This window comes from Nakamurella sp. PAMC28650 (assembly GCF_014303395.1).
GTDB lineage: Bacteria > Actinomycetota > Actinomycetes > Mycobacteriales > Nakamurellaceae > Nakamurella.
Genome location: NZ_CP060298.1, coordinates 604,617 through 630,235 on the forward strand (window position 1 = coordinate 604,617; position 25,619 = coordinate 630,235).

Consider the following 25,619-nt stretch of genomic DNA (forward strand, 5'->3'; position numbering starts at 1 on the left):
AGGATTGTTCGAGCCAGCACGTGAAGGCGACGACGTCGGAGGGGCGCCCGGGGAACCGTCGGATCAGGTCCGCGGCGTCCTGGGATCGGCCGGGGGCAGGATCTGCCCCCGATGGCGTCGGGCGACGTCGGCGGCGAACACCTCGCCGGGGCCAAAGGCGGTGAGCAGTTCCTTGGCGATCCCCCGACTCCACACCTGGGTGCGGTACCACGACGTGTACAGCGTCAGGTGCCGGAAAGAGGCCTGGAAGTGTTGAGGTCCAGGGGGTTCCAGGACGTCTGACTTCCGCCGCAGCTCGCGCAGGGTGGTGTCGAAGTCCGGCGGGCGGTCCCGGTGGGGCACGTGGGACACGGTGGCATGGTACCGCCGGGCGCAGACGGTGATGGCGGTACCGAATCGGTCCGCGGCGACCATGCGGGCAACGGGATCGCGGGGGATCGAGCGGCCGAGGGTCGTCCGACGTGGCCCGCATCCCTTGGAGAAAGATCTCGTCCATGACCGAATTCGACGGCGCCATCCTGTCCTTCTATAGCGATCGCTACGACGAAGATCAGCGACTGGTCAGCTCGGGGCACGGCCGGCTCGAATTCCGGCGGACGCAGCAGCTGCTCCGCCGATTCCTGCCCGCCCCTCCGGCGATGGTCCTGGACGTGGGAGGCGGGACGGGTATCCACGCACGCTGGCTCGCCGCGGACGGCTACCAGGTCCACCTCATCGACCCGGTCCCCCACCACGTGGCCCAGGCCGCCCGCCATACCGGGTTCACTGCAGCTCTCGGCGACGCCCGGGAACTGCCGATCGACGACCAGTCCGTCGATGCGGTGCTGCTGCTCGGCCCGCTCTACCACCTGATCGAGGCCGAGGAACGGAGCCGGGCGCTCACGGAGGCCCGACGGGTCGTCCGGCCCGGCGGACCGGTCGTCGTCGCGGCCATCAGCCGCCATGCCGCGCTACTGGAGCTGGCCGGATTCGGGGAGCTGGACCCTGCGCGGGTCAGCGAAATGGCCCGACTGATCGAGACCGGCGTCAACCACGACGACCCGCAGGGGTTCACCACCGCGTACTTCCACCTTCACGAGGAGCTGGCCCGGGAATTGTCCGACTCCGGTCTGGCCGACGTCATCGTGGTAGGTATCGAAGGTCCCACCGCCCCGGCCCTGGACAACGCATCGCCGGAGGCGGCCGACCGGGTCCTGGAGTCCGCAATCCGGTGTGCCGAGCTGGTCGAGTCCGACCCGGCGCTGCTCGCGGCCAGTCCGCACTTCCTCGGGATGGGCCGGGTCCCGCTGCTCGATCGCTGACGAACGCCGATCGACAACTGACGCGAGATGGGGGTCGCCCCGGGTCCGTATGCTTTCGGATCGTCCATCTGCGCAGTTCGAACCGCGCACCTGCCTGCCCAGCGCGACCGTCACTCAACTGGAGTACTGATGTCCCAGCGTCACCCGCTTGCCCTCGTCATCGCACTCGCCGCGGCCACCGCCCTGACGGCGTCGGCCTGCGGTTCGTCGTCGACCACGGCCGCGGTCAACAGCACGAGTTCGTCCGGCCCGGCGGCAGCTTCATCCGGCTGCGCGCCCGCCGATCTCAAGACCACGGCCGCCAACACGTTGACCATCGCGACCGACAACCCGGCGTACGACCCCTGGTTCTCGGGCAACGACCCGACCAACGGCAAGGGCTTCGAGTCGGCCGTCGCCTACGCGGTCGCGACCAAGCTCGGATACACCAAGGCCCAGGTCAAGTGGACCAAGCAGTCGTTCAACGCGGCCATCTCGCCGGCCCCCAAGAACTTCGACTTCGACATCAACGAGTTCACCATCACCGCCGACCGGGCCAAGGCGGTCGACTTCTCCACCGGCTACTACGACGTCACCCAGGCGGTCGTCACGGTGAAGAGCTCGAAGATCGCAGGAGCCAAGAGCATCGCCGACCTCAAGGGCGCGAAACTCGGGGCGCAGATCGGCACCACCAGCCTCGACGCGCTGAACGGCGTGATCGCGCCGAGCTCCAAGCCCACCATCTTCCCGACCAACGACGCCGCCATCGCGCAGCTCAAGAACGGTCAGGTGGACGGCATCGTCGTCGACACGCCGACCGCCTTCTACATGTCCTCCGCCCAGCTCGACAACGGCGTCATCATCGGTCAGCTCCCGGCCGGGACCGCCAAGCCCGACCAGTTCGGGCTGCTGCTGGACAAGGGATCGGCTCTCACGTCCTGCGCGAGCAAGGCCGTGGATGCGCTGCGCGCGGACGGGACCCTGGCCAAGCTGCAGACCACCTGGCTGGCCAACGCCGGCGCGCCCGTCCTCAAGTAATCCGTGCCACAGAAATCCGTGCCACCGAAATCCGTGCCACCGAAATCCAGGGCACCGAAATCCGTGCCGCAGACGGCCGCGGCCGACGGTTGGGTGCCGTCGAAGATCCAGCAGCAGCGACTCGCCTACCGACGCTCCCGGAGTCGCCGGTCCAGCCTGATCGCATCGGCCTCGACGGTGGTGCTGCTCGCAGTCGTGGCTGTCGCGGTGGTCAACACGCAGGGCTGGCCGCGATTCCGGGCCTCGTTCCTGGATTTCTCGTACGGCTGGCAGGTACTGCCGGACATCCTCAAGGGCCTCTGGCTGAACATCCGGCTGATGGTGATCTGCGAGGTCGTCATCCTGGTCCTGGCCATGCTGCTGGCCGTCGCCCGGTCGCTGCGTGGTCCGGTGTTCTTCCCGATCAGGGCTGCCGCGACGATCTACACCGACATCTTCCGGGGACTGCCGCTGCTGCTGGTGCTCTACCTGCTCGGGTTCGGCGTCCCCGCGCTGCGGATCAGCTGGCTGCCCAACAACACCCTGATCTGGGGCGCCGTCGGACTGATCCTGACCTACACCGCCTACAACGCGGAGGTGCTGCGCGCCGGGATGGAATCGGTGCACCCGTCGCAGCGGGCGGCCGCCCGGTCGCTCGGGCTCTCGCACGCGAGGACCATGCAGCACGTCGTCGTCCCGCAGGCCTTCCGGCGGGTGATGCCGCCGCTGCTCAACGACCTGGTGTCCCTGCAGAAGGACACCGCCCTGATCGCGGCGCTCGGCACCCCGTACTACGACGCGGTGCTGCAGGCCGACATCTTCGCCAAGACGACGTTCAACTACACGCCGTACATGGTGGCCGGTCTGCTGTTCCTGGCGCTGACCATCCCGATGACCAGGTTCACCGACTGGATCGCCCGCAAACAGGGCTGGACCACCGCCGGGGCGACGGTATGACGCCGATACCGACCCGGAAGCAGCGGACCGGCCACGGCTCCGGCGCCCACCTCCTGCAGATCGAGCACCTGCGCAAGAGCTACGGCGAGCACGTCATCCTCCGCGACCTGTCCCTCACGGTGGCCCCCCACCGGTGCGTCGTGCTGATCGGCGCGTCCGGGTCCGGGAAGTCGACGTTGCTGCGCTGCCTGAACCTGCTCGAGACCGTCGACGACGGCGTCATCCGGCTGGACGGCACGGACATCACCGATCCGCGGGTGAAGGCCGACGAGATCCGCACCAGGGTGGGCATCGTCTTCCAGTCCTTCAACCTCTTCCCGCACATGAGCGTGCTGGACAACGTCACCCTCGCCTCCCGGGTGGTGCACGGTGTCGCCCGCGACCGCGCCGAGGCCGACGCGATGGCGATGCTCGACCGCGTAGGTCTGGCCGAGAAGGCGAAGGCCAGGCCGGACAACCTGTCCGGCGGTCAGCAGCAACGGGTCGCCATCGCCAGGGCGCTGGTCAACAAGCCGGTGCTGATGCTCTTCGACGAGGTGACGAGTGCGTTGGACCCGGAACTGGTCGGTGAGGTGCTCGGCCTGCTCGCCGAGTTGAAGTCCGAGGGCATGACGATGCTGGTCGCCACCCACGAGATGGGTTTCGCCCGTCAGGTCGCCGACGAGGTGGTCTTCCTGGCCGACGGCGGAGTGGCCGAGATCGGACCGCCGGAGCAGGTGCTGGCCGACCCGGTCGACCCACGGACCCAACGCTTCCTCCGGCGGATCATCGACGCCGGCCGGCTGTAGCCGCGCCGCCAGGAATCGGCTGCACCGTCAGGAATCGAAACCCAGCAGTTCGTTGCCGAGCCCGACGATCGGGGTCGCCCGGGGAGCCGCCAGATTGTGCGCCTGGACGTCCGCACCGAGCTCGAACCCGGTCGCCGTCCACAGCGGCGCCGGCACGGCCCTTCCCGCGTTCGTCTTCCGCCGGTACATGGCCCGGTCGGCGCGGCCGATCAGTTCCATCGGGGTGGTCGCCGGGTCGGTCCCGACGGCGACGCCGATGGAGGCCGACACCGTCACCACCCGGCCGGCGGCCGTCATCGGGCCTTCCAGTGCCTCGCCCAGATCGGCGATCAGGCGCCGCAGCTCCAGCTCCGGAACGCCGGGGCCCAGCACCACCACGAACTCGTCGCCGCCGTACCGGGCCACCAGATCGGGGAGCCGCACCACTTCCGCGAGCCGCCGGGCCACCGTCATCAGCACCTCGTCGCCGGCCACGTGGCCGTGGGTGTCGTTCACCGCCTTGAAGCCGTCGAGGTCGATCACCAGCACGGTGACGTCCGGGCGGTCGCCGGCCGCGATCATCATCGCCAGATGGTGCACCAGCGAGGCCCGGTTGGCGAGCCCGGTGAGCGTGTCGGTACGGGCCTCCCGGACGGTGCGGTGCATGGTGGCCTCCACCTCGTGCACGCCCAGGATGCCGGCGGCCATCATCGGCAGCAGCACCGCCGCCTGCAGAGCCATCTCGGCGAAGACCGGCGAGAACAGCAGGCTCGTCCCGATCACCGACACCCGCCTGGACCACATCCGGACCTGGGAGCGGGCCGTGGAGATGCCGAGGGAGACGGACGCGGCGGTCAGGAGCAGCACGTTGGACAGCAGGAACACCACGGCGAGCGCCACCCCCGTCACCAGCAGCTGCCAGGGCACCAGCGCCGGACGGGGACCGATCGTCGGCCCCTGCAGTGCCGCGCGCAGCACGACGAAGACGATGGCGCAGACCAGTCCGTGCACGCCGCACATCCCCATGTTCAGACCGAGCCGCCACCAGCGACTGTCGGGCTTGAGCAGGTTCGCGAGCGCCCCGCTGACGGGAAGGAGCAAGGCGGCCCACGGTCCATAGGCCAGGATCGCTCCCACCGACAGTCCGACGGACCAGATGAAGACCCGGTCGTCACGGACGTCGGACAACCAGGGCACGAGCGGGTAGAGGTCGGTCAGCACGACGAGGGCGGCCAGCGCGAGGAACCCGGGATTCCGCAGGAGGTCGCCAGGGTGCGGCGCCGGATCGGCGGCCACCAGGATGACCACGCCGACCGAAACCCGGCCCAGACCACCCCGAACACCAGCCGGAAGTGCCCGGGGCAGCGGCGGAACGGACGCGCGAAAACGTTGTCCCGCCGATTCATCCACGCCTCCCCCGCGCCACTGCCCACCCGGCCCGCGTCCCATTCGCCCTGTTTTCGACATCGTAGGAGATCAGCAGCACCTGCAGCCGGTCGAACAGCGAGAATTCAACCTCCTCCGACGGCCTTTCACCCTTCCGTCCCGGTTCGGACGCCCCGTCGGCGGAAAATGGCACTCTGTCCGAGGTGGCGCGATCAGGCGAGACGGCAGGAGAATGAGGCATGACGGATACCGAAGTGGTCGTGATCGGCGCAGGCCTGTCGGGGTTGGTCGCAGCGGCCGAGGCCGCAGACGCGGGTCGGCGCGTCACCATCCTCGACCAGGAGCCGGCCGCCTCGATCGGCGGCCAGGCCTGGTGGTCGTTCGGCGGCCTGTTCCTGGTGAACAGTCCCGAGCAGCGCCACCTGGGCATCAGGGACTCGGCAGAACTCGCCCTCGACGACTGGCTGGGATCGGCCAGTTTCGACCGGCCGGAGGACCACTGGCCGCGCGAGTGGGCGAAGGCCTACGTCGACTTCGCCGCCGGCGAGAAGCGCTCCTGGCTCAAGCAGCAGGGCGTCTCGCTGTTCCCGATCGTCCAGTGGGCCGAACGGGGCGGCTACCAGGTCGGTGGGCACGGCAACTCGGTGCCGCGATTCCACCTCACCTGGGGGACCGGCCCCGGGGTGCTCGTCCCCTTCGTGCGCCGGGTGATGGAGCACGTCCGCACCGGGCGCATCACGCTGCTGTTCCGGCACCGGGTCACCCAGCTGACCACCTTCGGCCGTCGCGTGACGGGGGTGGCCGGCGAGATCCTGGTCCCGTCTCCGGTGGCGCGCGGCGAGGAGTCGTCCCGTCAGGTGGTCGGCAGCTTCATCCTCTCGGCGGGTGCGGTGATCGTCACGTCCGGTGGCATCGGAGGCAACCACGAACTGGTCAGGGAGAACTGGCCCGGCGGGTTCGGAGCGGCTCCCGAGTCGATGATCACCGGGGTGCCGGCGTCCACCGACGGCCTGATGCTGGGCGTCGCGGAGAAGGCCGGCGGGCGCCTGATCAACGGGGACCGCATGTGGCACTACCCGGAGGGGATCATCAACCACTCCCCCGTCTGGCCGCGACACGGGATCCGCATCCTGTCCGGGCCGAGCCCGCTGTGGCTGGACGCGCACGGTCATCGGCTGCCCACCCCGCTCTTCCCCGGCTTCGATGCGCTGGGCACCGTCCGGCACATCACCTCGACCGGTTACCCGTACTCCTGGTTCCTGACCAACATGCGGACCGTCGGACCCGAGTTCGGGCTGTCCGGCTCCGAGCAGAACGGTGACCTGACCGGACGTTCGGTGCGCAAGCTGCTGGCCGAACGGGCGGGCGGCAAGATCGGCCCCGCCGTGCGGGCGTTCCTGGACAACGGCGTCGACTTCCTGACGGCCACCACGGTTCCCGAGCTGGTGCAGAAGATGAACGCGTTGACCGGCAACGACCTCGTCGATCCCGTCGACCTGGCCCGTACCATCTCGCTGCGGGACGGCCAGGTGCGCACCGGACTGGGCAAGGACCCCCAGGTGGTGGCCACGGCCGGTGCCAGGAAGTATTTCGGCGACCGGAAGATGCGCACCGTGGAACCGCACGAGATCCTCGACCCGGACGCCGGTCCGCTGGTCGCCGTCCGACTGCACATCCTGACGCGCAAGTCCCTCGGCGGCCTGGAGACCGATCTGTCCTCGGCCGTGCTGGGCTCGGACGGCGCGGGGGTCGTCCCCGGGCTCTACGCGGCCGGTGAGGCGGCCGGGTTCGGCGGCGGCGGGGTCCACGGGTACCGGGCCCTGGAGGGGACGTTCCTCGGGGGCTGCCTGTTCAGCGGCCGGACCGCCGGGCGATCGGCGGCGAAGCTGAACTGACCGTCCGGGCCGACCCGCCGGCCGGGCTCAGGCGATCCAGAGGGCGTTGGCCAGTGCCGGCCCGAGCTGGTGGGTGCGTCCGTTGTCGGTGCTGATGACGTACGGCCCGTCGAACGGCAGCCGCTCGATCAGCCTGATGCTCTCGCCCAGGCTGATGCCGACGTCGGTGAGATGCCGCAGCACCGCCGGATCCTGGTCGTCCACCCGCGCGAGATGCCCGGTGTCGCCCGGATTCAGGCCGGACAGGCGATGGGCGTCGACCCACGGGAGCTCGCCGTCGGGGCCGGGGATGGGATCACCGTGCGGATCGAAGCGCGGGCTGCCGAGCGCCGCATCGATCCGCTGGACCAGCCGATCGGTCATCGTGTGCTCCAGGAGCTCGGCCTCCTCGTGCACCTCGTCCCAGCTGTAGCCCAACTGGGCGACCAGGAACATCTCGACCAGACGATGACGGCGGACGACCTGCAGAGCAGTCGCGAGTCCGGTGTCGGTCAGCGTCACCCCGCCGTACGGACGGTGGTCGACCAGGCCCTGCGCCGCCAGCCGCCGCAGCATCCCCGAGACCGATGACGCCGAGAGCCCGAGCCGTTCGGCGACCCGGGAGGTGGTGACGGGCTCGTGCTCGCTCGCCCCGCCCGCCGGTCCGCCGTGTTGCCCGCCATGGGCCCCACCGCGTTCGGCCAGCGAGAAGATCGCCTTGAGGTAGTCCTCGACGATCTGCGACCGCGTCCCGACGTCCTCCATGGTTCGCAAGATTAGTCACGTCCCGTACCAATTTGAGACCGCCTCGGTTCCGAACGAGACGTAGAACTATGTTTGACGATGAGAACACTGTCGTTCCAGATCCATAACATCATGTTTCGTACGTCCGAACTTGCCAGTTGGGAGCGCCTGTTGAGCACGACGAAGCCCGCCACGACCGGTGAAGCGATCATCTCGGTCGAGACGGTGGGGCTCACTGCTCTCGGCACGCTGCAGGCACGCGGTCGTTTCCGTGGCCGCATCGCACTCCTGGGCCCGGCCTTCGTGGCGGCCGTGGCGTACATCGACCCTGGCAACTTCGCGACCAACTTCAGTGCCGGCGCCAAGTACGGCTACCTGCTGGTCTGGGTGATCATCGCGGCCAACGCCATGGCGATGCTCGTCCAGTACCTGTCGGCCAAGGTCGGCGTGGTGACCGGGCGCGACCTGCCGGAGCTCTGCCGGGAATACTTCAGCCGTCGGGTCGCACGCGGCCTCTGGGTGCAGGCGGAACTGGTGGCCATGGCCACCGATCTGGCCGAGTTCGTCGGCGCCGCCGTCGGCCTGAACCTGCTGTTCGGCATTCCGCTGCTGCCGTCCGGCCTGATCACGGCGGTGGTGGCCTTCGCCGTCCTGGCCCTGGAACAGCGCGGTTACCGGCGATTCGAACTCGCCATCCTGGCCCTGATGGCCCTGGTGTTCTTCGGGTTCCTCTACGAGCTCGTGGTGGTCCGCGGCGTGGTCCCGGCGGCCGCCGCCGGGCTGATCCCGAAGTTCGACGGACCCGACAGCGTCGTGTTGGCGGCCGGCATCATCGGCGCCACGGTGATGCCCCACGTGGTCTACCTGCACTCGGCGCTCACCAAGAACCGGGTGCCGACCATCGACAACACCGAGCGACGAACGCTGCTGCGCTTCGCCCGACTGGACGTCTACGTCGGCCTCGGCCTGGCCGGCGTGATCAACCTGAGCATGCTGCTGATCGCGGCCAAGCTGTTCCACACCGCCGGCCGGACCGGCGTCGACTCCATCGAGGCCGCCCACGCGGGGCTCGGCCAGTACGTCGGCGGGGCCGCCGCTCTCGCCTTCGCGGTAGCGCTGCTTGCTTCCGGTCTGTCCTCCTCCAGCGTGGGTACCTACGCCGGGCAGATCGTCATGCAGGGCTTCATCCGCCGGAGCATCCCGCTGTTCCTGCGCCGCGGTCTCACCATGATCCCGGCCCTGGTCGTGCTGGCCCTCGGCCTTCCGACCACCGACAGCCTGGTGGTCTCCCAGGTGTTCCTGTCGTTCGGGATCCCGTTCGCACTGATCCCGCTGGTCCTGCTGACCCGGCGCCGCGATGTGATGGGCCAGTTCGTCAACCGGCGCGCCACCACCGTCGCCGCGACGGTGGTCGTCGCCCTGATCGTGATCCTGAACGTCTACCTGCTCTGGTACACCTTCGCCCGCTGACGGGCCGGACCCCCGCGCTCCCGGACGGGATCCGTCAGGAGCAAAATGACGTCCATGAGCTCACACCCCATCAGGATCGGCGTCCAATTGCAGCCCCAGCACGCCGACTACTCGCAGATCCGCGACGCCGTGCTGCGCGCCGAGGACAAGGGCGTCGACGTCGTCTTCAACTGGGACCACTTCTACCCGCTGTCGGGCGAACCGGAGGGCAAGCACTTCGAGTGCTGGACGATGCTGGCCGCCTGGGCCGAGCAGACCGAGCGGGTCGAGATCGGCGCGCTCGTGACCTGCGGCGGCTACCGCAACCCCGATCTCCTGGCCGACATGTCGCGCACGGTCGATCACATCTCCGGTGGCCGGCTGATCCTGGGCATCGGCAGCGGCTGGTTCGAGAAGGACTACGACAACTACGGCTACGACTTCACGACGCCGGGCAAGCGGCTGGACCTGCTGGGCGAGTACCTGCCACGGATCAAGTCCAGGTTCGGGGAGCTGAACCCTGCTCCGACCCGCGACATCCCGGTGCTGATCGGCGGCGGCGGCGAGAAGAAGACCCTGCGCTACGTCGCGGAGTACGCGAACATCTGGCACGTCTTCGGCGACATGGAAAGTCTCACCCGGAAGGTGGGCATCCTGGGCGAGCACTGCGCCACGGTCGGGCGGGACGTCGCCGAGATCGAGAAGTCGACGGCCCTTTCCGGCGGCCCGGCGGACGGCAGCGACGCCGATGCGCTCGCCGAACTGGGTTTCACGCTGTTCACCGTCGGTCTGTCCGGACCCGACTACGACCTGTCCCAACTCGACGCGTGGCTGGCCTGGCGGGACCGGCGAAACAGCTGATCCAACCGTTCAGCCTCCATTCACGTTCGGTTCGGACACCGTCACCAAAGCGTCACATCACACTTCGGTGTCGATGGCAACACGGTGGCTCCGGGCTACGTATAACAGGGGTGAGGACGTAGACCTGTCGGGGCGCAGGGCCTGATCGACATCCACCGTTGGCCCCTCCGGGAATCGGTGGAAATTCGGTCGGGTTTCGGCGTGACGCGGGAGTGCTCCCGTACTCACATGTACGTGCGTATCCGGCGAGACAGCAGATGGGGCCATAGCGTGTTACCCGCGGCCAGAAGTTACCTGGACATGTTCGACGAGGAAGAGACGCTCCTCTCCGAGGTGGAGCACCCCGCCTACGGCGCCATCCGGGTGCCGGACGGGCGCACGCTGGCCTGGGCGGAGTACGGCAGCGCCAGAGGTGTGCCCTGCATCCTGATCCCCGACGCCGGGTCGTCCCGCCTCGCGCCCGCCTGGCTGCTGCACGATTCCGCGCTTCCCTCTGCCGTGCGCCTGCTGGCGCTCGACCGGCCCGGCACCGGTGCCTCCGACCCGATCGGCCTCGGAGGTCGCGAGGACCCGGCCGAGGACCTGCGCCGACTGGTGGACACCCTCGCGGTGGGCCGCGTCGCCGTCATCGGCATCGGGCAGGGCGTCGACGACGTGTTCTCCTTCGCCTCCCGCTACCCGCGCCTGGTGGCGTCGGTGACCGCAGTGTCGACCAGGATGTCCGAGCCAGCACCCGCTCGCCGCACGCTGCTGCACCCGTTCGCCGATCGGACGCCGCGTGGCAGCGGCGGTCTGCTGGACGCCTGGCTGACCGCCACCGGGGTCGGTAGCGACCTGAACGACGAGACCACCTGGGCGAAGGCCGTTCTGCGGATGCCGGCCGCTGCCAGGGCCGCCCTGGGCGACCGCTGGCAGGAGCCGGACTTCCGTGCCGCCCTGGCCACCGACGCCGAGCAGACCCAGCAGAACTGGGGCACCGTCAGCAGGCCGCGGGTGTCGGCCGACTGGATCCTCAACCCATCGACCGATGGTGTGCCGGTCCACCTGTGGCACGGCCAGAACGAGGGCCTCACCTCCGTGTCGGACCTGCGCTCCGCCGTCGGCGCCCGCCCGGGTTGGGAGATCACCGGCGCCGCCGGCCCGACCGCCGTGCTCGGCATCTGGCCGCAGATCCTGTCCACCGCGGCCGGCTCGTTCAAGATCGTCTCCGCCGCCTGACGCCTGCGCCCGGCCGGGTGTCGCAGGGGTCGGGTCGTGCCGCGCTGATCAACTTCGCCGGCGCTCATGAACCCGTCGACTCGCGTCACTCCAGTCCCTTTTGGTCCATGTTGATCAGCGCAAACGATGTTGATCAGCGCAAACGATGTTGATCAGCGCGACAGGACGCCCTACCCTCGCCCCGCGCTCCGTCCGACGCGCGCCTAGCGGTAGGTGACGGCGCGGTTCGGGAGCGAGTTGGTTGTGACCAGCGCGGAGTACCAGTGAGCGGAGTCCTTCCAGGTGCGCTCCAGCGTCCCGAAGTCGACGCGGATGATGCCGAAGCGGCGGTCGTAGCCGAACGACCACTCGAAGTTGTCCAGCAGCGACCAGACGAAGTACCCCCGCACATCCACGCCGGCGTCGATCGCGGCACCGACGGCGTCAAGGTGCCGGTACAGGTAGTCCACCCTGGCCACGTCGTGGATCCGTCCGTCAGCGGACACCTCGTCGTAGAAGGCCGCGCCGTTCTCGGTGATCATCAGCGGTAGGTCCGGATAGCGGCCGCCGACCTTCACCAGCAGCTCGGTGAACGAGGCAGGGTCGATGTTCCAGCCCATCGCGGTATGCGGGCCGGGTTGCGGGAGGAATTCCACGTCGTCGGCCCCCACCCACGGGCTGGCCGTCGCGTTGCCGTGCCCGTCCGCCTGCTGCCTCTCGCCGACGCCGTCGTACTTGCGGGCCCGGCTGGACGAGTAGTAGTTGACGCCGAGCACGCTGAGCGGCACGTTGATCAGCTCGAGGTCGCCGTCCTGCACGAACGCCCAGTCGGTGACGGCGGCGGTGTCCGCCATCAGCTGCGACGGGTACCTCCCCTCCAGCATCGGCAGCAGGAACGCCTCGTTGCCGAGTTCGTCGATCCGCCTGACGGCATCCAGGTCGTCCGGCGACGACGGGTCGTCCGGGTGCGTGACGTGCAGGTTCAGGGTGACCGACAGCTTCGTGTCTGCGCCGAGGACGGACCGGATGGCGCGCCCGGCCAGACCGTGGGCGAGGTTGAGATGGTGGACCGCGGCCAGCGCGGCGGCGCCATCGGTACGGCCGGGGGCGTGCACGCCGGAGGCATAGCCCAGATAGGCGGCACACCACGGCTCGTTCAGGGTGGTCCAGACCGAGATGCGATCCCCGAGCTCGTGCGCCATCCGCTCCGCGTAGTCGGCGAACTTCAGCGCGGTCTCGCGGTTCGTCCAGCCGCCCTCGTCCTCGAGCTCCTGCGGCAGGTCCCAGTGGTAGAGCGTGGCGACCGGCTGCACACCGGCCGCGATCAGTCCGTCGACCAGATCCGAGTAGAACCTGATGCCTTCGGGGTTGAACTCGCCGGAGCCGCCCGGCTGCACCCGCGGCCACGAGATCGAGAACCGGTAGGCGTGCAGGCCGAGGTTCTTGATGTGCCCGACGTCCTGCGCCCACCGGTGGTAGTGGTCGTCCGCGACGTCACCGGTATCGCCGTTCAGCACGCGGCCGGGGGTGTGGCTGTAGGTGTCCCAGATGGACGGTCCACGACCGCCTTCGGCGACTGCCCCCTCGATCTGGTAGGACGCCGTGGCCGACCCCCACAGGAAGCCGTCCGGGAAAGTGCGGGTGCTCGTCATCTGTGCGGTCCTGTCGCGTGTGGTGTCGCCGGGATCGGTGCGGCCCGGAAGTGGTGGTCCAGAGTGATGCAGGGTGATTCAGCCGGGCGTGGTGCTGCCGGGACGTGTGAGCCTATCGGTGTGAGCGTCACCACCAGCCCCGCCCCCGGCTTCCCCACGTCACCCCGCACCTGCGCTCGTCGGGCCGCACCTCCCCGATCACAACGAACAGGTGCGCGGCGGCGACAGCAGGTGCGTCCTCCATCAGACGATAGGGTCATGCCCGTGTCCAAAGTCCTCACTTCACTGCCGGTCGGCGAGCGCGTCGGCATCGCCTTCTCCGGCGGCCTCGATACGTCCGTCGCCGTCGCCTGGATGCGCTCCAAGGGAGCCGTCCCGTGTACGTACACCGCCGACATCGGGCAGTACGACGAGCCGGACCTGACGAGCGTTCCGTTGCGCGCCAGGGAGTACGGCGCCCAGATCGCCCGCGTGGTCGACTGCCGCGCAGCGCTGGTCGAGGAGGGCCTCGTCGCACTGGCCTGCGGCGCGTTCCACATCCGTACCGGCGGCACGACGTACTTCAACACCACCCCACTCGGGCGGGCCGTCACCGGGACGCTGCTGGTCCGGGCGATGCATTCCGACGGCGTCGACATCTGGGGTGACGGTTCCACCTACAAGGGCAACGACATCGAGCGGTTCTACCGCTACGGGCTGCTGGCCAACCCGCGTCTGCGGATCTACAAGCCGTGGCTCGACGAGGCCTTCGTCAACGAGCTCGGTGGCCGCAAGGAGATGAGCGAGTGGTTGCTCGCCCAGGGCCTGCCCTACCGGGACAGCGTGGAGAAGGCGTACTCGACCGACGCCAACATCTGGGGCGCCACCCATGAGGCCAAGACCCTCGAGTTCCTGGACAGCTCCATCGAGATCGTCCAGCCCATCATGGGTGTGGCCCACTGGGACCAGTCGATCCAGATCCCCGCCGAGGATGTGACGATTGCCTTCCGGCAGGGCCGGCCGGTGGCCGTCAACGGCGTCGAATTTCCCGATCCGGTGGCCCTGGTGCACGAGGCCAACACCATCGGCGGCCGTCACGGCCTCGGCATGTCCGACCAGATCGAGAACCGCATCATCGAAGCGAAGTCCCGCGGCATCTACGAGGCCCCCGGGATGGCGCTGCTGTTCATCGCCTACGAGCGGCTGATCAACGGCATCCACAACGAGGACACCCTGGCCAGCTACCACAACGACGGCCGTCGGCTGGGTCGGTTGCTCTACGAGGGCCGCTGGCTCGACCCCCAGTCCTTGATGCTCCGGGAGTCGCTGCAGCGCTGGGTCGGCAACGCGGTGACCGGCGAGGTGACGCTGAGACTGCGCCGTGGCAACGACTACTCGATCCTGCGCACCTCCGGACCGAACTTCAGCTACCACCCGGAGAAGCTCTCGATGGAGCGCACCGAGGACGCCGCGTTCGGTCCGACCGACCGGATCGGCCAGCTGACGATGCGCAACCTGGACATCGCGGACTCCCGCGCCAAGCTCGAGCTCTACGCCTCGCTCGGCCAGCTGGATGCCGAGCAGACGTTGGTCGGCAAGCTCGAAGCGGGCGAGTCGCAGGCCATCGCGAACCTGCAGATCCCGCCGGACGGCGGCATCGACGACGCCAACGAGCGCTCCAGCATGGAGCTCGGGACCGATTGAGTCGACGTCGGCCGGCCGCGGTCGACGAGTTCGGTCTCACGGTGACCTGGAGCGGTACCGAGACCGAAACACTGTGCCCACCAACGCCTTCGGCGACCAGCTCGTAGGTGCAGCCGGCGAGGGAGCAGACCTGGATCGAGGGCACCTCCGGATCCACGATCCAACACTGGCCGATGCCGCCTTCGGCGTAGCGGGAGAACTCGAGCAACCGGGCCGTCCAGGAACCGACGTCGGTCAGGAATTCCAGTTGTCGCCGGGTACCACTGAAACGACGCCGTCGACGACGACCGACCACGGGAGATCGCCGGTCACCCGACTGGCGGTCACGTCGCGGCCGCGTCGCTCCACCACGAAGCGTGATCCCCCGATGGTGGTCTCGCTGCGGAAACCGTCGGGGAGTTCGAACAGGTGCAGCGCAACAGCGTCGGCGAGGTCGTAGTCGGTGGTGTCCGATCTGGCCCCGATCGGCAGCACGGTGCCCGGCCGCACCAGCAAAGGTAGCGAGTCGAACGCGTGCTTCTCCCTGACCCACCGGCCTCCGGTCACCTTGTCGCCGGTCAACAGCTGGGTCCAGACGCCTTCGGGCAGGTAGTACTCGACGTCGCCCGGCCCGGAGAAGACCGGCGCGACCAGGAGGGCATCACCGAGCATGTACTGGGTGTCCAGGTGGGCGACCGCTCGGTCGTGCGGGAACTCCAGGAGCATCGGGCGCATCACCGGATGCCCGAGATCCGCTGCCTCGGTGATGATCCGACCGAGGTAGGGCAGCAGGGAGAGCTTGAGCCGGGTGAACTTGCGGGCGACCTCGACCGCCTCGTCGCCGAAGGCCCACGGCACCCTGACCGACCCGCTGCCGTGCAGGCGACTGTGGCTCGACAGCAGCCCGAAGGCCAGCCATCGCTTGAACACCTCGGGATCCGGTGTGCCCTCGAAGCCGCCGATGTCGTGTGACCAGTAGCCGAACCCGCTGCAGGCCAAAGAGAGGCCCCCACGCAGGGTCTCGGCCATCGAGACGTAGGTCGATTCCGAGTCGCCGCCCCAGTGGACCGGGAACTGCTGTCCGCCGGTCGTCGCCGACCGTGCGAAGACCACGGCCTCACCCTCACCGCGGCGCCCCCGGAGGAGATCGAACACCGCCCGCTGGTAGAGCTGCGCGTAGTAGTTGTGCATCCGCTGCGGGTCCGCGCCGTCGTGCCACACCACGTCCGTCGGTACGCGTTCACCGAAATCGGTCTTGAACGCGTCGACCCCCTGATCGAGCAGCCTGCCGAGATGACCGGTGTACCAGGCTGATGCGGCCGGATTGGTGAAGTCGACCAGTGCCATCCCGGCCTGCCACATGTCCCACTGCCAGACGCTGCCGTCCGGACGCTTCACCAGGTATCCGCCGGCGAGTCCCTCGGCGAACAATGCAGACTGCTGGGCGATGTAGGGATTGATCCAGACGCAGATCTTGAGACCCCGGTTCTTGAGCCTGGCCAGCATCGCCTCCGGCTCCGGGAAGGTCTCCGGGTCCCACTCGAAGTCGCAGAGCCGGAATGCGCGCATCCAGTAGCAGTCGAAATGAAAGACGGACAGGGGGATCTCGCGCTGTGCCATCCCGTCGATGAGACCGCAGACGGTGGCCTCGTCGTAGCTGGTCGTGAACGAGGTGGACAACCAGAGTCCGAGCGACCAGTTCGGTACCCGGGGCGGACGTCCGGTCAATTCCGTGTAGCGGGACAGGATGTCCTTCGGGCTCGGGCCGTTGATGACGAAGTACTCGAGATACTCGCCGGGCACCGAGAACTGGGTCCGGGTGACCGCTTCCGACCCGATCTCGAACGACACCCGCTCCGGATGGTTGACCAGGACGCCGTAGCCGGCGTTCGTCAGGAAGAACGGAACATTCTTGTAGGCCTGCTCGCTCGCCGTACCGCCGTCGGCGTTCCAGATCTCCACGCTCTGGCCGTTCTTGACCACGGGCCCGAAACGCTCGCCGAGCCCGTAGACGAGATCGCCGACCCCGAGCGAGAGCTGTTGGAACACATGCCTTCGACCGCCGTCATCGGTCGCGAGACCGATACCCCTCGGCAGGCTGCTGGTCAGCACCCGGCCGCCCGCCGCGAAGTCGATCCGCAGCGGATGGCCCCGGCTGATCCGGGCGGTCAGCTCACCGGAGGTGAAACTTGCCGATGTCCCGTCGATCTCGATCGTCGGGACGCAGGAATCCGAGGCTCCGGGCAGCTCGAAGTGCGGACCGGGGTCCAGCGCTCCGGCGTGATGTTCGATCCGGACCCGGATGACGTCCGTCATCGGCGAGGAGAAGCAGATCGTCGCCGTCGCCAGGTTCAGGTCCCAACCGCGCCCGGTGGACGCCGTGGTCGGAGCCAGCGCGCGCAGAGTGGTCCCGTCGGAGGTGATCTCGGCGATCTCGGCCGGCCTCTGGACGCTGAAACCTGCTCGCACCTGCCAGTACCCGTCGCTGAACTTCATCGGGTCGGGTACCCGCCGGCTGCATGCCAGGACTTCAGCACGACAGCAACCTCCCCGCGCTGTTCCGCTCGGAGCGCACCGTCCAGCGCGCGGGACATGATGGACTCCAGTGACACCCGCCGACCGGTGGCGTTCGACTCGATCGCCGCCTCGACCATCGCCAGGCTGGTGACGTTGTCGTGCACCTCGCCCATCGGCTCCTCGCCGGTCCGCAGTGCCTGCACGAACTCACGCAACGAGCCCGCGATCCCGTCGCCCCGCAGTCTGCGTCCGGGTGCGGGTACCTCGATCACCGGGCCGACCCGTTCGACCTCGGGCGGATCGTCTCCGTTCCACCGGGCTGTACCGAACTCGGCGCTGGAACGCCACGCACCGTTCCACGAGGTCTCCAGACCCGGACTGCACCACGATCCGGTGAACACATACCGGGCCCCGGTGGCCATCTCGAAGATGGCGGTGCATCCCGCATCGCCGCGATACCAGCTCCACCCCGGGTTGTACTCCTCGCAGTACACCGACACGGGATCGCAGTCGAGCAGGTACCGGGCCGAGTCCAGCTGGTGGATGGCCATGTCCAGCAGCAGGGGGTGGTCCATCTCGTCGCGGAACCCGCCGAAGTGCGGCGCCTTGAAGAACTCGGTGGTGAGCACCCCGGCGGTTCCGGTCGAGGCCATCCGATCCTTGAAGTCCCACAGCTGCTGGTTGTAGCGCCGGGACTGGCTGACCATGAACAGCTCGCCCGTCACCTCCGCCGCTGCGGCCAGCGAAAGACCCTGCGCCACCGTCGATGCCACCGGCTTCTCGCCCAGCACCGGAAGTCCGGCGAAGAGCGCTACCGTGGTGACCGGATGGTGCGCCGCCGGAACCGTGACGTCGATGACGGCCTGCCCGCCGCCGCGCACGGAGACCTCCACCGCATCCGAGCCCACAGCGACCGCTCCCGGCAGCGACGCGGCCAGGGTCGAGGCGGCCGCGGTGTCCAGATCGACCAGCCCGACCAACTGCACCTCGTCGCATTCGGAGATGGCCTTCAGCCAGGAACGGCCCATGCCACCGACCCCGACGAGCACCACCCCCAGGGGCTGCCCGTCGGCCGGGATCGTTCTGAACGTCATGCAGCGCTCCTCATCTAGGTTGATCCGAACGAACCGTCAGCCGGTCAGGCGTCGACCTGGATGGCCCCGCGGTAGTCGTGACCGGTGTAGAAATCGTCGGTGTCGTAGCGGAGCAGGGTGGGGTCGGAGCGTTCGGGCCGGACCGTCCTCGCCCACTGCACACCGTTGGAGATCACGCGGCGGACATCCTGGTGGAAGTACACCGGAAAGTCCTGGTCGCCCGGGGAGAAGTAGAAGATCTTGCCAAATCCGCGCTTGAACGTGCAGCCGCTGCGGAACACCTCGCCACCGGTGAAGCCGCTGATGAAGACCAGCTCGTCGGGGACCGGGATGTCGAAGAGTTCACCGTACATCTCCTGTTCCTCGATGACGATGGGGTTCGGGACGCCCTGCGCGATGGGATGGGTCGGGTCGACCGTCCAGACCAGCTCCCGGTCGTGCTCGCTGCGCCAGCGCAGGGTGCAGCTCGTGCCCATCAGCTTGCCGAGGATCTTGGACCAGTGACCGGAGTGGAGCACCACCAGTCCCATGCCCGCCAACACATGTCGGTGGACCCGGTCGACCACCTCGTCGTCCACCTCGGAGTGGGCGGCGTGCCCCCACCAGGTCAGCACGTCGGTGTCCGCGAGGACCTCCTCGGTCAGTCCGTGCTGGGGATCGTCGAGCACCGCGGTCCGCACGCGGGCCGCCGACCCGAGGTTCTCCCGGATGCCGTCGGCGATGGCCCCGTGCATGCCGTTCGGGTACCGCTGCGCCACCTGGGGTTCGACCTGCTCGTGGCGGTTCTCGCCCCAGACCAGGACACGAAGTGCTGACATGATGTTTGAGCTCCTTCAATCTGTTTCGACGGATGACGATCTATTTGACGGCCCCGCCGGTGGCACCGGCGGCGATGAACTTCTGGGCCAGCACCAGGAGGATGACGGCCGGAAGGGAGGCCAGCACGGCTGTGGCCATCACCGAACTCCAATCCTGCACGTGCGACCCGATGTACTGGAAGATCCCCAGTGTGACGGGCTGGACGCTGTCCCCGGTCGTCAGGGTCAGGGCGAACAGGAAATCACTCCAGGTGAACAGGAAGGTGAACAACGCCCCGGTGATCAAGGCATTGCGGCTGACCGGGATCACCACGTAGAAGAACGCCCGGAAATGCCCGGCACCATCGACTCTCGCGGCCTCGATGATGGGTTTGGGAATGGTCGTCATGTAGGCGCGCATGATCAGGATGGCGAACGGGATCCCGGCGCTGGAGTCGGCCAGGATCAGCCCGCCGTAGGTGTTCAGGATACCGAGGTCGTTGTAGGCGCTGTACAGCGCGTTGGCGACCACGATGCCGGGGATCATCTGGCTGATCAGGATGCCGAACAGGACCAGGTTGGTGCCCCGGATCCTGAACTGCGCCAGCGCATACGCCGCAGGTGTCGCGATGATCAACGAGAACACCACGCTGCCGATCGCGATGATCAGGCTGGTCAGCAGGTGCGTACCCTGCTCGCTGATCGCGGTCCGGTACCCCGAGAAGTCCCGGTGGGTCGGGAACCAGCTGGTGCTCAGCGCACCGCCACCGGGCTGGAGCGAGGCGTTCACCATCCAGTAGACCGGGAACAGCATGATCGCCAGGAACAGCACGCCCAGGACCGTGTTGATCCAGGACCGCTGCTGCTTCCGGGAGGACACCCGGGCGGGCCTGATCACCGGCGGGGCAGAGGTTGTCGTCATGTGCACCCCCCTACTCGTCGACCGCGCGCCGGGTGGCCCGCAGATAGAAGATGGCGAAGATCAACGAGATCGCGATCAGGATGTTGCCGAGCGCGGCTCCCTGCCCGAACTCGAACTGCCCGAACGACAACAGGTACGACTGGGTGGCGATGGTCTGGGTGGCATTCGCCGGGCCACCGTTGGTGAGCCCGAGAATGATGTCCAGCACCTTGATCGTGTAGACCACGCCCAGCACCAGAACGACGCTGACCACCGGTCGCAGCAGTGGCCAGGTGATGCTCCGGAAGGCCTTCCACCCGGTGGCACCGTCCAGCGATCCGGCCTCGTACAGATCCTCCGGGATGTCCTGGAGGCCGCCGTAGAGAATCGTCACGTTGAACGGGATCCCGATCCAGATGTTGACCACGATGACCGCGATCAGCGCGACCGAGGTGCGCGTCAGCCATGGCACCCCGGTCGTGATCAGACCGGCGCCTTTGAGAAACTCGTTGAGCGCGCCACTGTCGGTGTCCAGGATCCATTTCCAGATGGCACTGGAAACGATCAGCGGGAGCAGCCACGGCAGCAGCAGCAGTGACCGCAGGATTCCGGAGAGCCGGAACCGGTTGCGGAAGAACACCGCCAGAGCCATGCCGAGGACGAACTGCCCGACGATCGATCCGATGGTGAAGAGTGCGGTGTTGACGAGGGCCTTGGTGAAGACGGGCATGCCCATCACCGTCGAGTAGTTCTGAAAACCCACCCACGGCGCGAGTCCGGAGAAGAAGGTGCTCGAGGTGTAGTCCTGGAAGCTCATCGTGATGTTCTTGACGACGGGATATCCGAAGAACAACAGCATGTAGAGCACAGCAGGGGCCAGGAAGAGCCATTGGAAAAGTCGTTCCCGGCCGTGACGGACCTTGCGACCGTCACGACGCCCGGTGGTCGACATCGTCATCTCCCGGGGCCCCTCCTTCCTTCCGGACGTCACGTCGCGGGATACCCCGGCGGTGGTGGACATCTGCCGGTCAGCCCAGCGTCGACGCGGCCGACTTCAGCGCGTCGGCCGGCGACGCGCCGCCGGTGAGCGCCTGCTGCACCGCGGTGTAGATGGCGGTGGCCGTCTTGGGCCAGGCGTCACCCAGGATCGCCGTGCGCGCCCGGGCGGTGGCCACCGTCTTGGTGAAGGCCGCCATCGCGGGTGCCTGCTTGAGGAAGGTGTCCGCCAGCGTGGTCTTGGACGGGACGGTGCCGCGGGCCACCGCCATGGCGACCTGGTTGGCATCACTGTTCATGCAGGCGACGATTTTCGCGCCGTTCTTCTGGTTGTCCGCGTTCCCGGTATTGGGGACGGTCCAGACCTCGCCGCCCAGGGGCGCCTGTGGGACCTGCCCGGCCGTGTTGACCGGGATCGGAACGACGCCGTAGTTCAGTCCCTTGACGGCATTCAGGGCCGGAAACTGCCACGGGCCGTTGATCATCATGGCGGCCTTGCCTGCTGCGAACTGGTTCTCGGCATCGGCCTGGGTCCAGTTCAGAGCGCCTTTGGACAGCGAGCCGTCCTTCATCAGATTGACCCACAACTGCAGGGCTGCAGCAACTTCTGGAGTATTGATGCTCTTCTCCGAGCCACCGTTGGACCACATGAACGGGAGGAAGGTCCAGCTCCCCTCGTAGGTGGCGTTCGCGTCGAGGGCGATGCCGTACTGGTTGCCGACGGTCAACTTCTTCGCGGCCGTCTGCAGTTCCGCCCAGGTGGTGGGCGGGGTGACACCGGCCTTGGTCAGCACGTCCTTGTTGTAGAAGAGCGCGATCGAGTTGACCGTCGGGGCCAGCCCGTAGATCTTGCCGTTGTAGGTGCCGGCCTGCAGGATGCCGGGCGCATAGCCCGCCGTGCTGATGCCGTAGTCCGCCAGCGGAGCGAGCGCACCCGACTTGGCGATCTGCTGCATGTCGGGGTTGTCCAGCATCAGCACGTCGGGCAGCGTCTTGGACGAACTCTCCTGGAGCACCTTCTGGATCAGGCCCGCACCCGGGATGGCGTCCCGGACCACGGTCAGGTTGTTGGCGGTCCCGCACGCGGTCAGCGTCGCGCCGATGACCTTGTTGTCGTTGCCCTCGTTGTAGTAGTCCAGCACATGCACGGTGGCCGGCCCTGACGACGATGTACCCGGGGAGGCGGTCGTGCTCTTGCTCCCGCAGGCGGCGAGCACCAGCGGGAGGGTCACGATCAGGGCGGCACCGAGCGCAGAGGCCTTCAGGCTTGCACTTCGGCCGACGCGGAGTCTCTTCATCTCAGACGTTCCTTCTCTTCTGGTGGGAGGCGCACGTGGATGTCACGTACGCCCTGGAGCTCGATGTCTTTTGCTTGTCGATGCGCATCGATAACGGCAATGAGTAGTCGCGTCATCTGAGGGTGAACTACCTCGGATGATGATCAGGAAATGGCGTGGATGTACCCGTTCACTGCTGGTGCCCGGTTCATGCTGGAACGACGGACCAGGCTCACCGGCACCAGGTCGACCTCTCCGGTGGTCGGTATCTCGTGATTCAGCATACGAAAGAGAGTTTCCATCGCCCGCCGGCAGACTTCCGACGCCTGCTGCTGGACGGTCGTCATGGGAACTCGTAGACGCTCGGCCAGCGCATCCGGGCAGAGGCCGATCACGGCGATGTCCGCACCCGGAGTACGCCCGTGCTCGAGTAGGACCGCAGTGACCGGATCGGGTGCGTCGGAGTGCTGCAGGATCAGCCCCGTCACCGGCGGATCGAGGGCCAGCATCTGCTCGATGACCCGGGAGGCGTCCGAGTGGTTCGGCTCCATCACCAGCGCGCGGATGTCGACGTCGCGTCGCTGCGCCGCGCGCTCGACTCCGCGCCGGAACCGCACGGAGAAGTTGGCCTGACCCTTCTTGCTCTCCGGATCGATGGCGAGCAGGGCGATCTCAGTATGTCCGAGATCGGCCAACTCGTCCACGCAGGTCTCGCCTGCGCCCTGGAAGTCGAAGTCGACGCAGTGCAACCCCTCGCTGTCCTGTGGCACCCCGATCAGCACGACGGGGACGCCGAGAGACTTGGCCACCGGGATGCGGTCGTCTTCCGAGCCGACCTCCATCAGGATCAGCGCATCGCACAGCGAACGGCCGACCAGCCTGCGGAGGCCGGCCGGGCCCTCGTCGGCCGTCACCAGCAGGATGTCGTAGTCGCGCGCCCGCGCCCGGGAGGCGATCTCGGCCATGAACTCGGCGATCACCGTCATGTCGATGTTCGGCCGGAAGGGGACCACCAGTCCGATGATGTTGGTCCGACTGCCGGCCAGGGCCTGAGCGCCCGAATTGGGGTGATAACCCAATTCCTCGATGACTCTCTCCACCCGCTCACGGGTGGCCGGGGAAATGGAGCGCTTTCCGCTCATCACATAGGAAACGGTGCTCTGCGAGACTCCGGCAGCGCGCGCCACATCTTCACTCGTCGGCACTACCGGTCACCTCCTCGTGTCCGTTCGCCATCTCGTGCGCCGTCGATGTACTGCTTGTTATCGATGCGCTTCGACTGGTTTGAGTATTGAGTGAACTAAACCCGTGTCAAGCCCGTCGGGTAACGAACGGGTCACGATCTGCGACGCGGGTCACAGTGGGGTCGCGGTGCCTCTGTCTGACGGGCGGGGTGCCCTCGTCTGACCGCCTGGCCGCTCGTCTGACCGCCCGGCCCCTGGTCTGACGGCCCGGCCCGCTCGTCTCACGGGCGGGGTGCTCTCGTATGACCGCCTGGCCTCTCGTATGACGCTCGAGCGTCAGACGAGCAAGGGTCACGTCATACGAGAGGGCTTTCACTGGCGCTGCGGGACCTTTGACATGCTGCGGTGGTGAAACCCGCGCGTGGCACCTCGACCGGCCTCGTCCTGGGCGCAGTCCTCCTGCTCGCGCTCACCCTGCGGCTGTCGGTCAATGCCCTCGGGACGATGCTGCCGGAGATCCGACGGGAACTCGGCCTGAACGCCGCCGTCGCCGGCCTGCTGCTCTCCTTTCCGCCGTTGGTCTTCGCCTTCGCCGGGATCGCCACTCCTTCGGCGGCGGCGCGGATCGGCAATCACCGACTCGTCGTCGTGGCACTGGCGATCGCGACGGCCGGGCAGTTGATCAGGGCCTGGGTGAGCGGCAGTGCGGCTCTGTTCCTCGGCACCCTGGTGTCACTGATCGGATTGGCCATCGGAAACGTGCTGATGCCCGGGCTGATCCGCCAGCACTTCGCCTCGCACATCACCACCGTCACCTCGGGGTACGTGACCATGCTGTCGTTGGGCGCAGCGGTGGCGTCCGGTCTCAGCATCCCGATCGAGAACATCGTGGGCGGTTCCTGGCGCACCGTGTTCACGATCTGGGCCGGTGTCTCTCTGATTGCCTTGCTGCCATGGCTTCTCGTCGCTTTCGGATCACGGACTGCGGGTGCCGGACGGCGGCGGTCGGCGGTCCCGGTGAGAGCCCTGGTTCACTCTCCCCTGGCCTGGACCATGGCCTTGTTGTTCGGCGTGCAGTCCGCGCACGTCTACGTCGTCGTCGGCTGGTTCGGTCAGGTGCTGCTGGATGCGGGCATCGGCGCCGTCAAGATGGGGGCGCTCCTGTCGGTGGCACCGGCCATCGGGATCGCTGTGTCACTCACGGTTCCGGTACTGCTCCGGCGTCAACGACTCGCCCTTCCGCTGATCCTGCTGTTCGCCGGCTGCTATCTGCTGGGGTACCTCGGTCTGATTCTTGCGCCGGTCGAGGGCGCGTGGGTCTGGCTGTCTCTGATCGGGCTGGGTGGCGGGACCTTTCCGACCGTGCTCACCCTGGTCGCGTTGCGCGCCCGCAGTTCCGATGGCGTCATCGCGCTGTCTGCGTTCACGCAGTGCGTCGGGTATCTGATCGGCGCATCGGGGCCATTGGTGTTCGGCCTCTTCCACCGGTCCGGCGGAAGCTGGAGTCCCTCGCTGATCCTGATGATGGTCCTGCTGATCCCGATGGCGGCCGTCGGTTTCAAGCTTGCGCGGCCACGATTCCTGGAGGACGAGCTCACGCCGACCCGGTGAGAGGTGGCAACAGCTCTGTCATCTCGTCCCGTTCGAAGTGCTCGGCCCAGCCCGGTGGTGTCGAGCCGAACCGCCTGTCGGTGATGTCCGGATCCGCACCGGCCCCCAGGAGCCGCCTGGCCTGCGGTAGTCCGGACTGCAGCGCCAGCGCAGTGGGCGTGACGGCACGCTGCCCGCCCCAAGGTGCCGGTGGCAACTCCCCGGGCATTGTCGTGGCGGCCAGGGTCCGGACGGGAAAGGCATCTGCCCCTGAGGCCCCTGCTCCTACCACCCGTGGGGCTGGACCGGTCGGCAGCGGGGTAGCGACGAAGTCGGCCATTGCGGTTGATCGGTCATCACGCCGGTATCACGGAGACCGCGTGGTCCCGACGTCGCTTTCTCCGATCCGGTGCCGAT

The 25,619-nt window shown here is 67.8% G+C and carries 22 protein-coding genes; 10 read left to right on the forward strand and 12 right to left on the reverse strand.

What is annotated here, in order from left to right:
- Positions 1–63: 63 nt before the first annotated feature.
- Positions 64–351: a hypothetical protein gene (locus tag H7F38_RS02735; protein WP_370531287.1), complete on the reverse strand. Its 288-nt coding sequence runs from the start codon at positions 349–351 to the stop codon at positions 64–66.
- A 143-nt stretch (positions 352–494) separates the two neighbouring features.
- Here H7F38_RS02735 and H7F38_RS02740 point away from each other — a divergent pair, with 143 nt between their 5' ends.
- From H7F38_RS02740 to H7F38_RS02755, 4 genes are all read left to right on the forward strand, one after another.
- On the forward strand, positions 495–1,301 hold the full coding sequence (locus H7F38_RS02740) for a bifunctional 2-polyprenyl-6-hydroxyphenol methylase/3-demethylubiquinol 3-O-methyltransferase UbiG (protein ID WP_187092739.1): 807 nt from the start codon (positions 495–497) through the stop codon (positions 1,299–1,301).
- A 129-nt stretch (positions 1,302–1,430) separates the two neighbouring features.
- Positions 1,431–2,318 carry an ABC transporter substrate-binding protein gene (locus H7F38_RS02745; RefSeq protein ID WP_187092740.1) on the forward strand — a complete coding sequence of 296 codons (888 nt, stop codon included), beginning with the start codon at positions 1,431–1,433 and terminating at the stop codon, positions 2,316–2,318.
- Positions 2,319–2,381: 63 nt separating this feature from the next.
- The gene (locus tag H7F38_RS02750) at positions 2,382–3,254 is read left to right on the forward strand and encodes an amino acid ABC transporter permease (protein WP_187092741.1); all 873 of its coding nucleotides are present in this window, start codon (positions 2,382–2,384) and stop codon (positions 3,252–3,254) included.
- Positions 3,251–4,042: an amino acid ABC transporter ATP-binding protein gene (locus H7F38_RS02755; protein WP_187092742.1), complete on the forward strand. Its 792-nt coding sequence runs from the start codon at positions 3,251–3,253 to the stop codon at positions 4,040–4,042. Before H7F38_RS02750 ends, H7F38_RS02755 begins: the two co-directional genes overlap by 4 nt.
- A 27-nt stretch (positions 4,043–4,069) precedes the next feature.
- Here H7F38_RS02755 and H7F38_RS02760 read toward each other — a convergent pair whose 3' ends face one another.
- Complete coding sequence (locus tag H7F38_RS02760; RefSeq protein WP_187092743.1) at positions 4,070–5,329, reverse strand: diguanylate cyclase; 1,260 nt, start codon at positions 5,327–5,329, stop codon at positions 4,070–4,072.
- 317 nt (positions 5,330–5,646) lie between these two features.
- On the opposite strand from H7F38_RS02760, the gene H7F38_RS02765 reads away from it, so the two are divergent.
- The gene (locus H7F38_RS02765; RefSeq protein WP_187092744.1) at positions 5,647–7,302 is read left to right on the forward strand and encodes an FAD-binding dehydrogenase; all 1,656 of its coding nucleotides are present in this window, start codon (positions 5,647–5,649) and stop codon (positions 7,300–7,302) included.
- Positions 7,303–7,329: 27 nt separating this feature from the next.
- Here the strand turns inward: H7F38_RS02765 and H7F38_RS02770 are convergent, their stop codons facing one another.
- A complete protein-coding gene (locus tag H7F38_RS02770) occupies positions 7,330–8,055 on the reverse strand; it encodes a metal-dependent transcriptional regulator (protein WP_187092745.1) in 726 nt (241 codons plus the stop codon).
- A gap of 102 nt (positions 8,056–8,157) precedes the next feature.
- Between H7F38_RS02770 and H7F38_RS02775 the strand changes: the two genes are divergently transcribed.
- From H7F38_RS02775 to H7F38_RS02785, 3 genes are all read left to right on the forward strand, one after another.
- Positions 8,158–9,495, forward strand: a complete 1,338-nt coding sequence (locus H7F38_RS02775; protein WP_187094440.1) for an Nramp family divalent metal transporter — start codon at positions 8,158–8,160, stop codon at positions 9,493–9,495.
- A gap of 54 nt (positions 9,496–9,549) precedes the next feature.
- Positions 9,550–10,335, forward strand: coding sequence for an LLM class F420-dependent oxidoreductase (locus tag H7F38_RS02780; protein ID WP_222618399.1), 786 nt, complete (start codon positions 9,550–9,552; stop codon positions 10,333–10,335).
- A 300-nt stretch (positions 10,336–10,635) separates the two neighbouring features.
- On the forward strand, positions 10,636–11,553 hold the full coding sequence (locus tag H7F38_RS02785; protein WP_187092747.1) for an alpha/beta hydrolase: 918 nt from the start codon (positions 10,636–10,638) through the stop codon (positions 11,551–11,553).
- A gap of 203 nt (positions 11,554–11,756) precedes the next feature.
- Here the strand turns inward: H7F38_RS02785 and H7F38_RS02790 are convergent, their stop codons facing one another.
- Positions 11,757–13,184, reverse strand: coding sequence for a GH1 family beta-glucosidase (locus H7F38_RS02790; RefSeq protein WP_187092748.1), 1,428 nt, complete (start codon positions 13,182–13,184; stop codon positions 11,757–11,759).
- Between the two features lie 264 nt (positions 13,185–13,448).
- Between H7F38_RS02790 and argG the strand changes: the two genes are divergently transcribed.
- Entirely contained in the window at positions 13,449–14,867 is a 1,419-nt protein-coding gene (gene argG / locus H7F38_RS02795; RefSeq protein ID WP_187094441.1) for an argininosuccinate synthase, read from the forward strand.
- A 234-nt stretch (positions 14,868–15,101) separates the two neighbouring features.
- Here the strand turns inward: argG and yicI are convergent, their stop codons facing one another.
- The 7 genes from yicI to H7F38_RS02830 form a co-directional block, all read right to left on the reverse strand.
- Positions 15,102–17,342 carry an alpha-xylosidase gene (yicI, locus tag H7F38_RS02800; protein ID WP_187092749.1) on the reverse strand — a complete coding sequence of 747 codons (2,241 nt, stop codon included), beginning with the start codon at positions 17,340–17,342 and terminating at the stop codon, positions 15,102–15,104.
- The gene (locus tag H7F38_RS02805) at positions 17,339–18,457 is read right to left on the reverse strand and encodes a Gfo/Idh/MocA family protein (protein ID WP_187092750.1); all 1,119 of its coding nucleotides are present in this window, start codon (positions 18,455–18,457) and stop codon (positions 17,339–17,341) included. Before H7F38_RS02805 ends, yicI begins: the two co-directional genes overlap by 4 nt.
- Positions 18,458–18,501: 44 nt before the next feature.
- Positions 18,502–19,275, reverse strand: coding sequence for a ThuA domain-containing protein (locus tag H7F38_RS02810; RefSeq protein ID WP_187092751.1), 774 nt, complete (start codon positions 19,273–19,275; stop codon positions 18,502–18,504).
- Between the two features lie 40 nt (positions 19,276–19,315).
- On the reverse strand, positions 19,316–20,176 hold the full coding sequence (locus H7F38_RS02815) for a carbohydrate ABC transporter permease (RefSeq protein WP_187092752.1): 861 nt from the start codon (positions 20,174–20,176) through the stop codon (positions 19,316–19,318).
- 10 nt (positions 20,177–20,186) lie between these two features.
- Positions 20,187–21,113: a carbohydrate ABC transporter permease gene (locus tag H7F38_RS02820; RefSeq protein WP_222618400.1), complete on the reverse strand. Its 927-nt coding sequence runs from the start codon at positions 21,111–21,113 to the stop codon at positions 20,187–20,189.
- Between the two features lie 70 nt (positions 21,114–21,183).
- Positions 21,184–22,449, reverse strand: coding sequence for a sugar ABC transporter substrate-binding protein (locus H7F38_RS02825; RefSeq protein WP_187092754.1), 1,266 nt, complete (start codon positions 22,447–22,449; stop codon positions 21,184–21,186).
- A gap of 143 nt (positions 22,450–22,592) precedes the next feature.
- Complete coding sequence (locus H7F38_RS02830; RefSeq protein WP_370531288.1) at positions 22,593–23,570, reverse strand: LacI family DNA-binding transcriptional regulator; 978 nt, start codon at positions 23,568–23,570, stop codon at positions 22,593–22,595.
- Positions 23,571–24,020: 450 nt separating this feature from the next.
- Between H7F38_RS02830 and H7F38_RS02835 the strand changes: the two genes are divergently transcribed.
- On the forward strand, positions 24,021–25,223 hold the full coding sequence (locus tag H7F38_RS02835; protein WP_187092756.1) for an MFS transporter: 1,203 nt from the start codon (positions 24,021–24,023) through the stop codon (positions 25,221–25,223).
- Here H7F38_RS02835 and H7F38_RS02840 read toward each other — a convergent pair.
- Entirely contained in the window at positions 25,207–25,419 is a 213-nt protein-coding gene (locus H7F38_RS02840) for a hypothetical protein (RefSeq protein ID WP_187095001.1), read from the reverse strand. The two genes, H7F38_RS02835 and H7F38_RS02840, sit on opposite strands and share 17 nt — an antisense overlap.
- Positions 25,420–25,619: the final 200 nt, after the last annotated feature.

Bases quoted from the DNA above. Each gene is read 5' to 3' on its own strand.
- H7F38_RS02790 (WP_187092748.1), bottom strand. From the start codon at position 13,184: ATGACGAGCACCCGCACTTTCCCGGACGGCTTCCTGTGGGGGTCGGCC.
- H7F38_RS02825 (WP_187092754.1), bottom strand. From the start codon at position 22,449: ATGAAGAGACTCCGCGTCGGCCGAAGTGCAAGCCTGAAGGCCTCTGCG.
- H7F38_RS02820 (WP_222618400.1), bottom strand. From the start codon at position 21,113: ATGACGATGTCGACCACCGGGCGTCGTGACGGTCGCAAGGTCCGTCAC.
- H7F38_RS02815 (WP_187092752.1), bottom strand. From the start codon at position 20,176: ATGACGACAACCTCTGCCCCGCCGGTGATCAGGCCCGCCCGGGTGTCC.
- H7F38_RS02805 (WP_187092750.1), bottom strand. From the start codon at position 18,457: ATGACGTTCAGAACGATCCCGGCCGACGGGCAGCCCCTGGGGGTGGTG.
- H7F38_RS02830 (WP_370531288.1), bottom strand. From the start codon at position 23,570: ATGAGCGGAAAGCGCTCCATTTCCCCGGCCACCCGTGAGCGGGTGGAG.
- H7F38_RS02810 (WP_187092751.1), bottom strand. From the start codon at position 19,275: ATGTCAGCACTTCGTGTCCTGGTCTGGGGCGAGAACCGCCACGAGCAG.
- H7F38_RS02745 (WP_187092740.1), top strand. From the start codon at position 1,431: ATGTCCCAGCGTCACCCGCTTGCCCTCGTCATCGCACTCGCCGCGGCC.
- H7F38_RS02780 (WP_222618399.1), top strand. From the start codon at position 9,550: ATGAGCTCACACCCCATCAGGATCGGCGTCCAATTGCAGCCCCAGCAC.
- H7F38_RS02740 (WP_187092739.1), top strand. From the start codon at position 495: ATGACCGAATTCGACGGCGCCATCCTGTCCTTCTATAGCGATCGCTAC.
- yicI (WP_187092749.1), bottom strand. From the start codon at position 17,342: ATGAAGTTCAGCGACGGGTACTGGCAGGTGCGAGCAGGTTTCAGCGTC.
- H7F38_RS02775 (WP_187094440.1), top strand. From the start codon at position 8,158: ATGTTTCGTACGTCCGAACTTGCCAGTTGGGAGCGCCTGTTGAGCACG.
- H7F38_RS02755 (WP_187092742.1), top strand. From the start codon at position 3,251: ATGACGCCGATACCGACCCGGAAGCAGCGGACCGGCCACGGCTCCGGC.
- H7F38_RS02765 (WP_187092744.1), top strand. From the start codon at position 5,647: ATGACGGATACCGAAGTGGTCGTGATCGGCGCAGGCCTGTCGGGGTTG.
- H7F38_RS02785 (WP_187092747.1), top strand. From the start codon at position 10,636: ATGTTCGACGAGGAAGAGACGCTCCTCTCCGAGGTGGAGCACCCCGCC.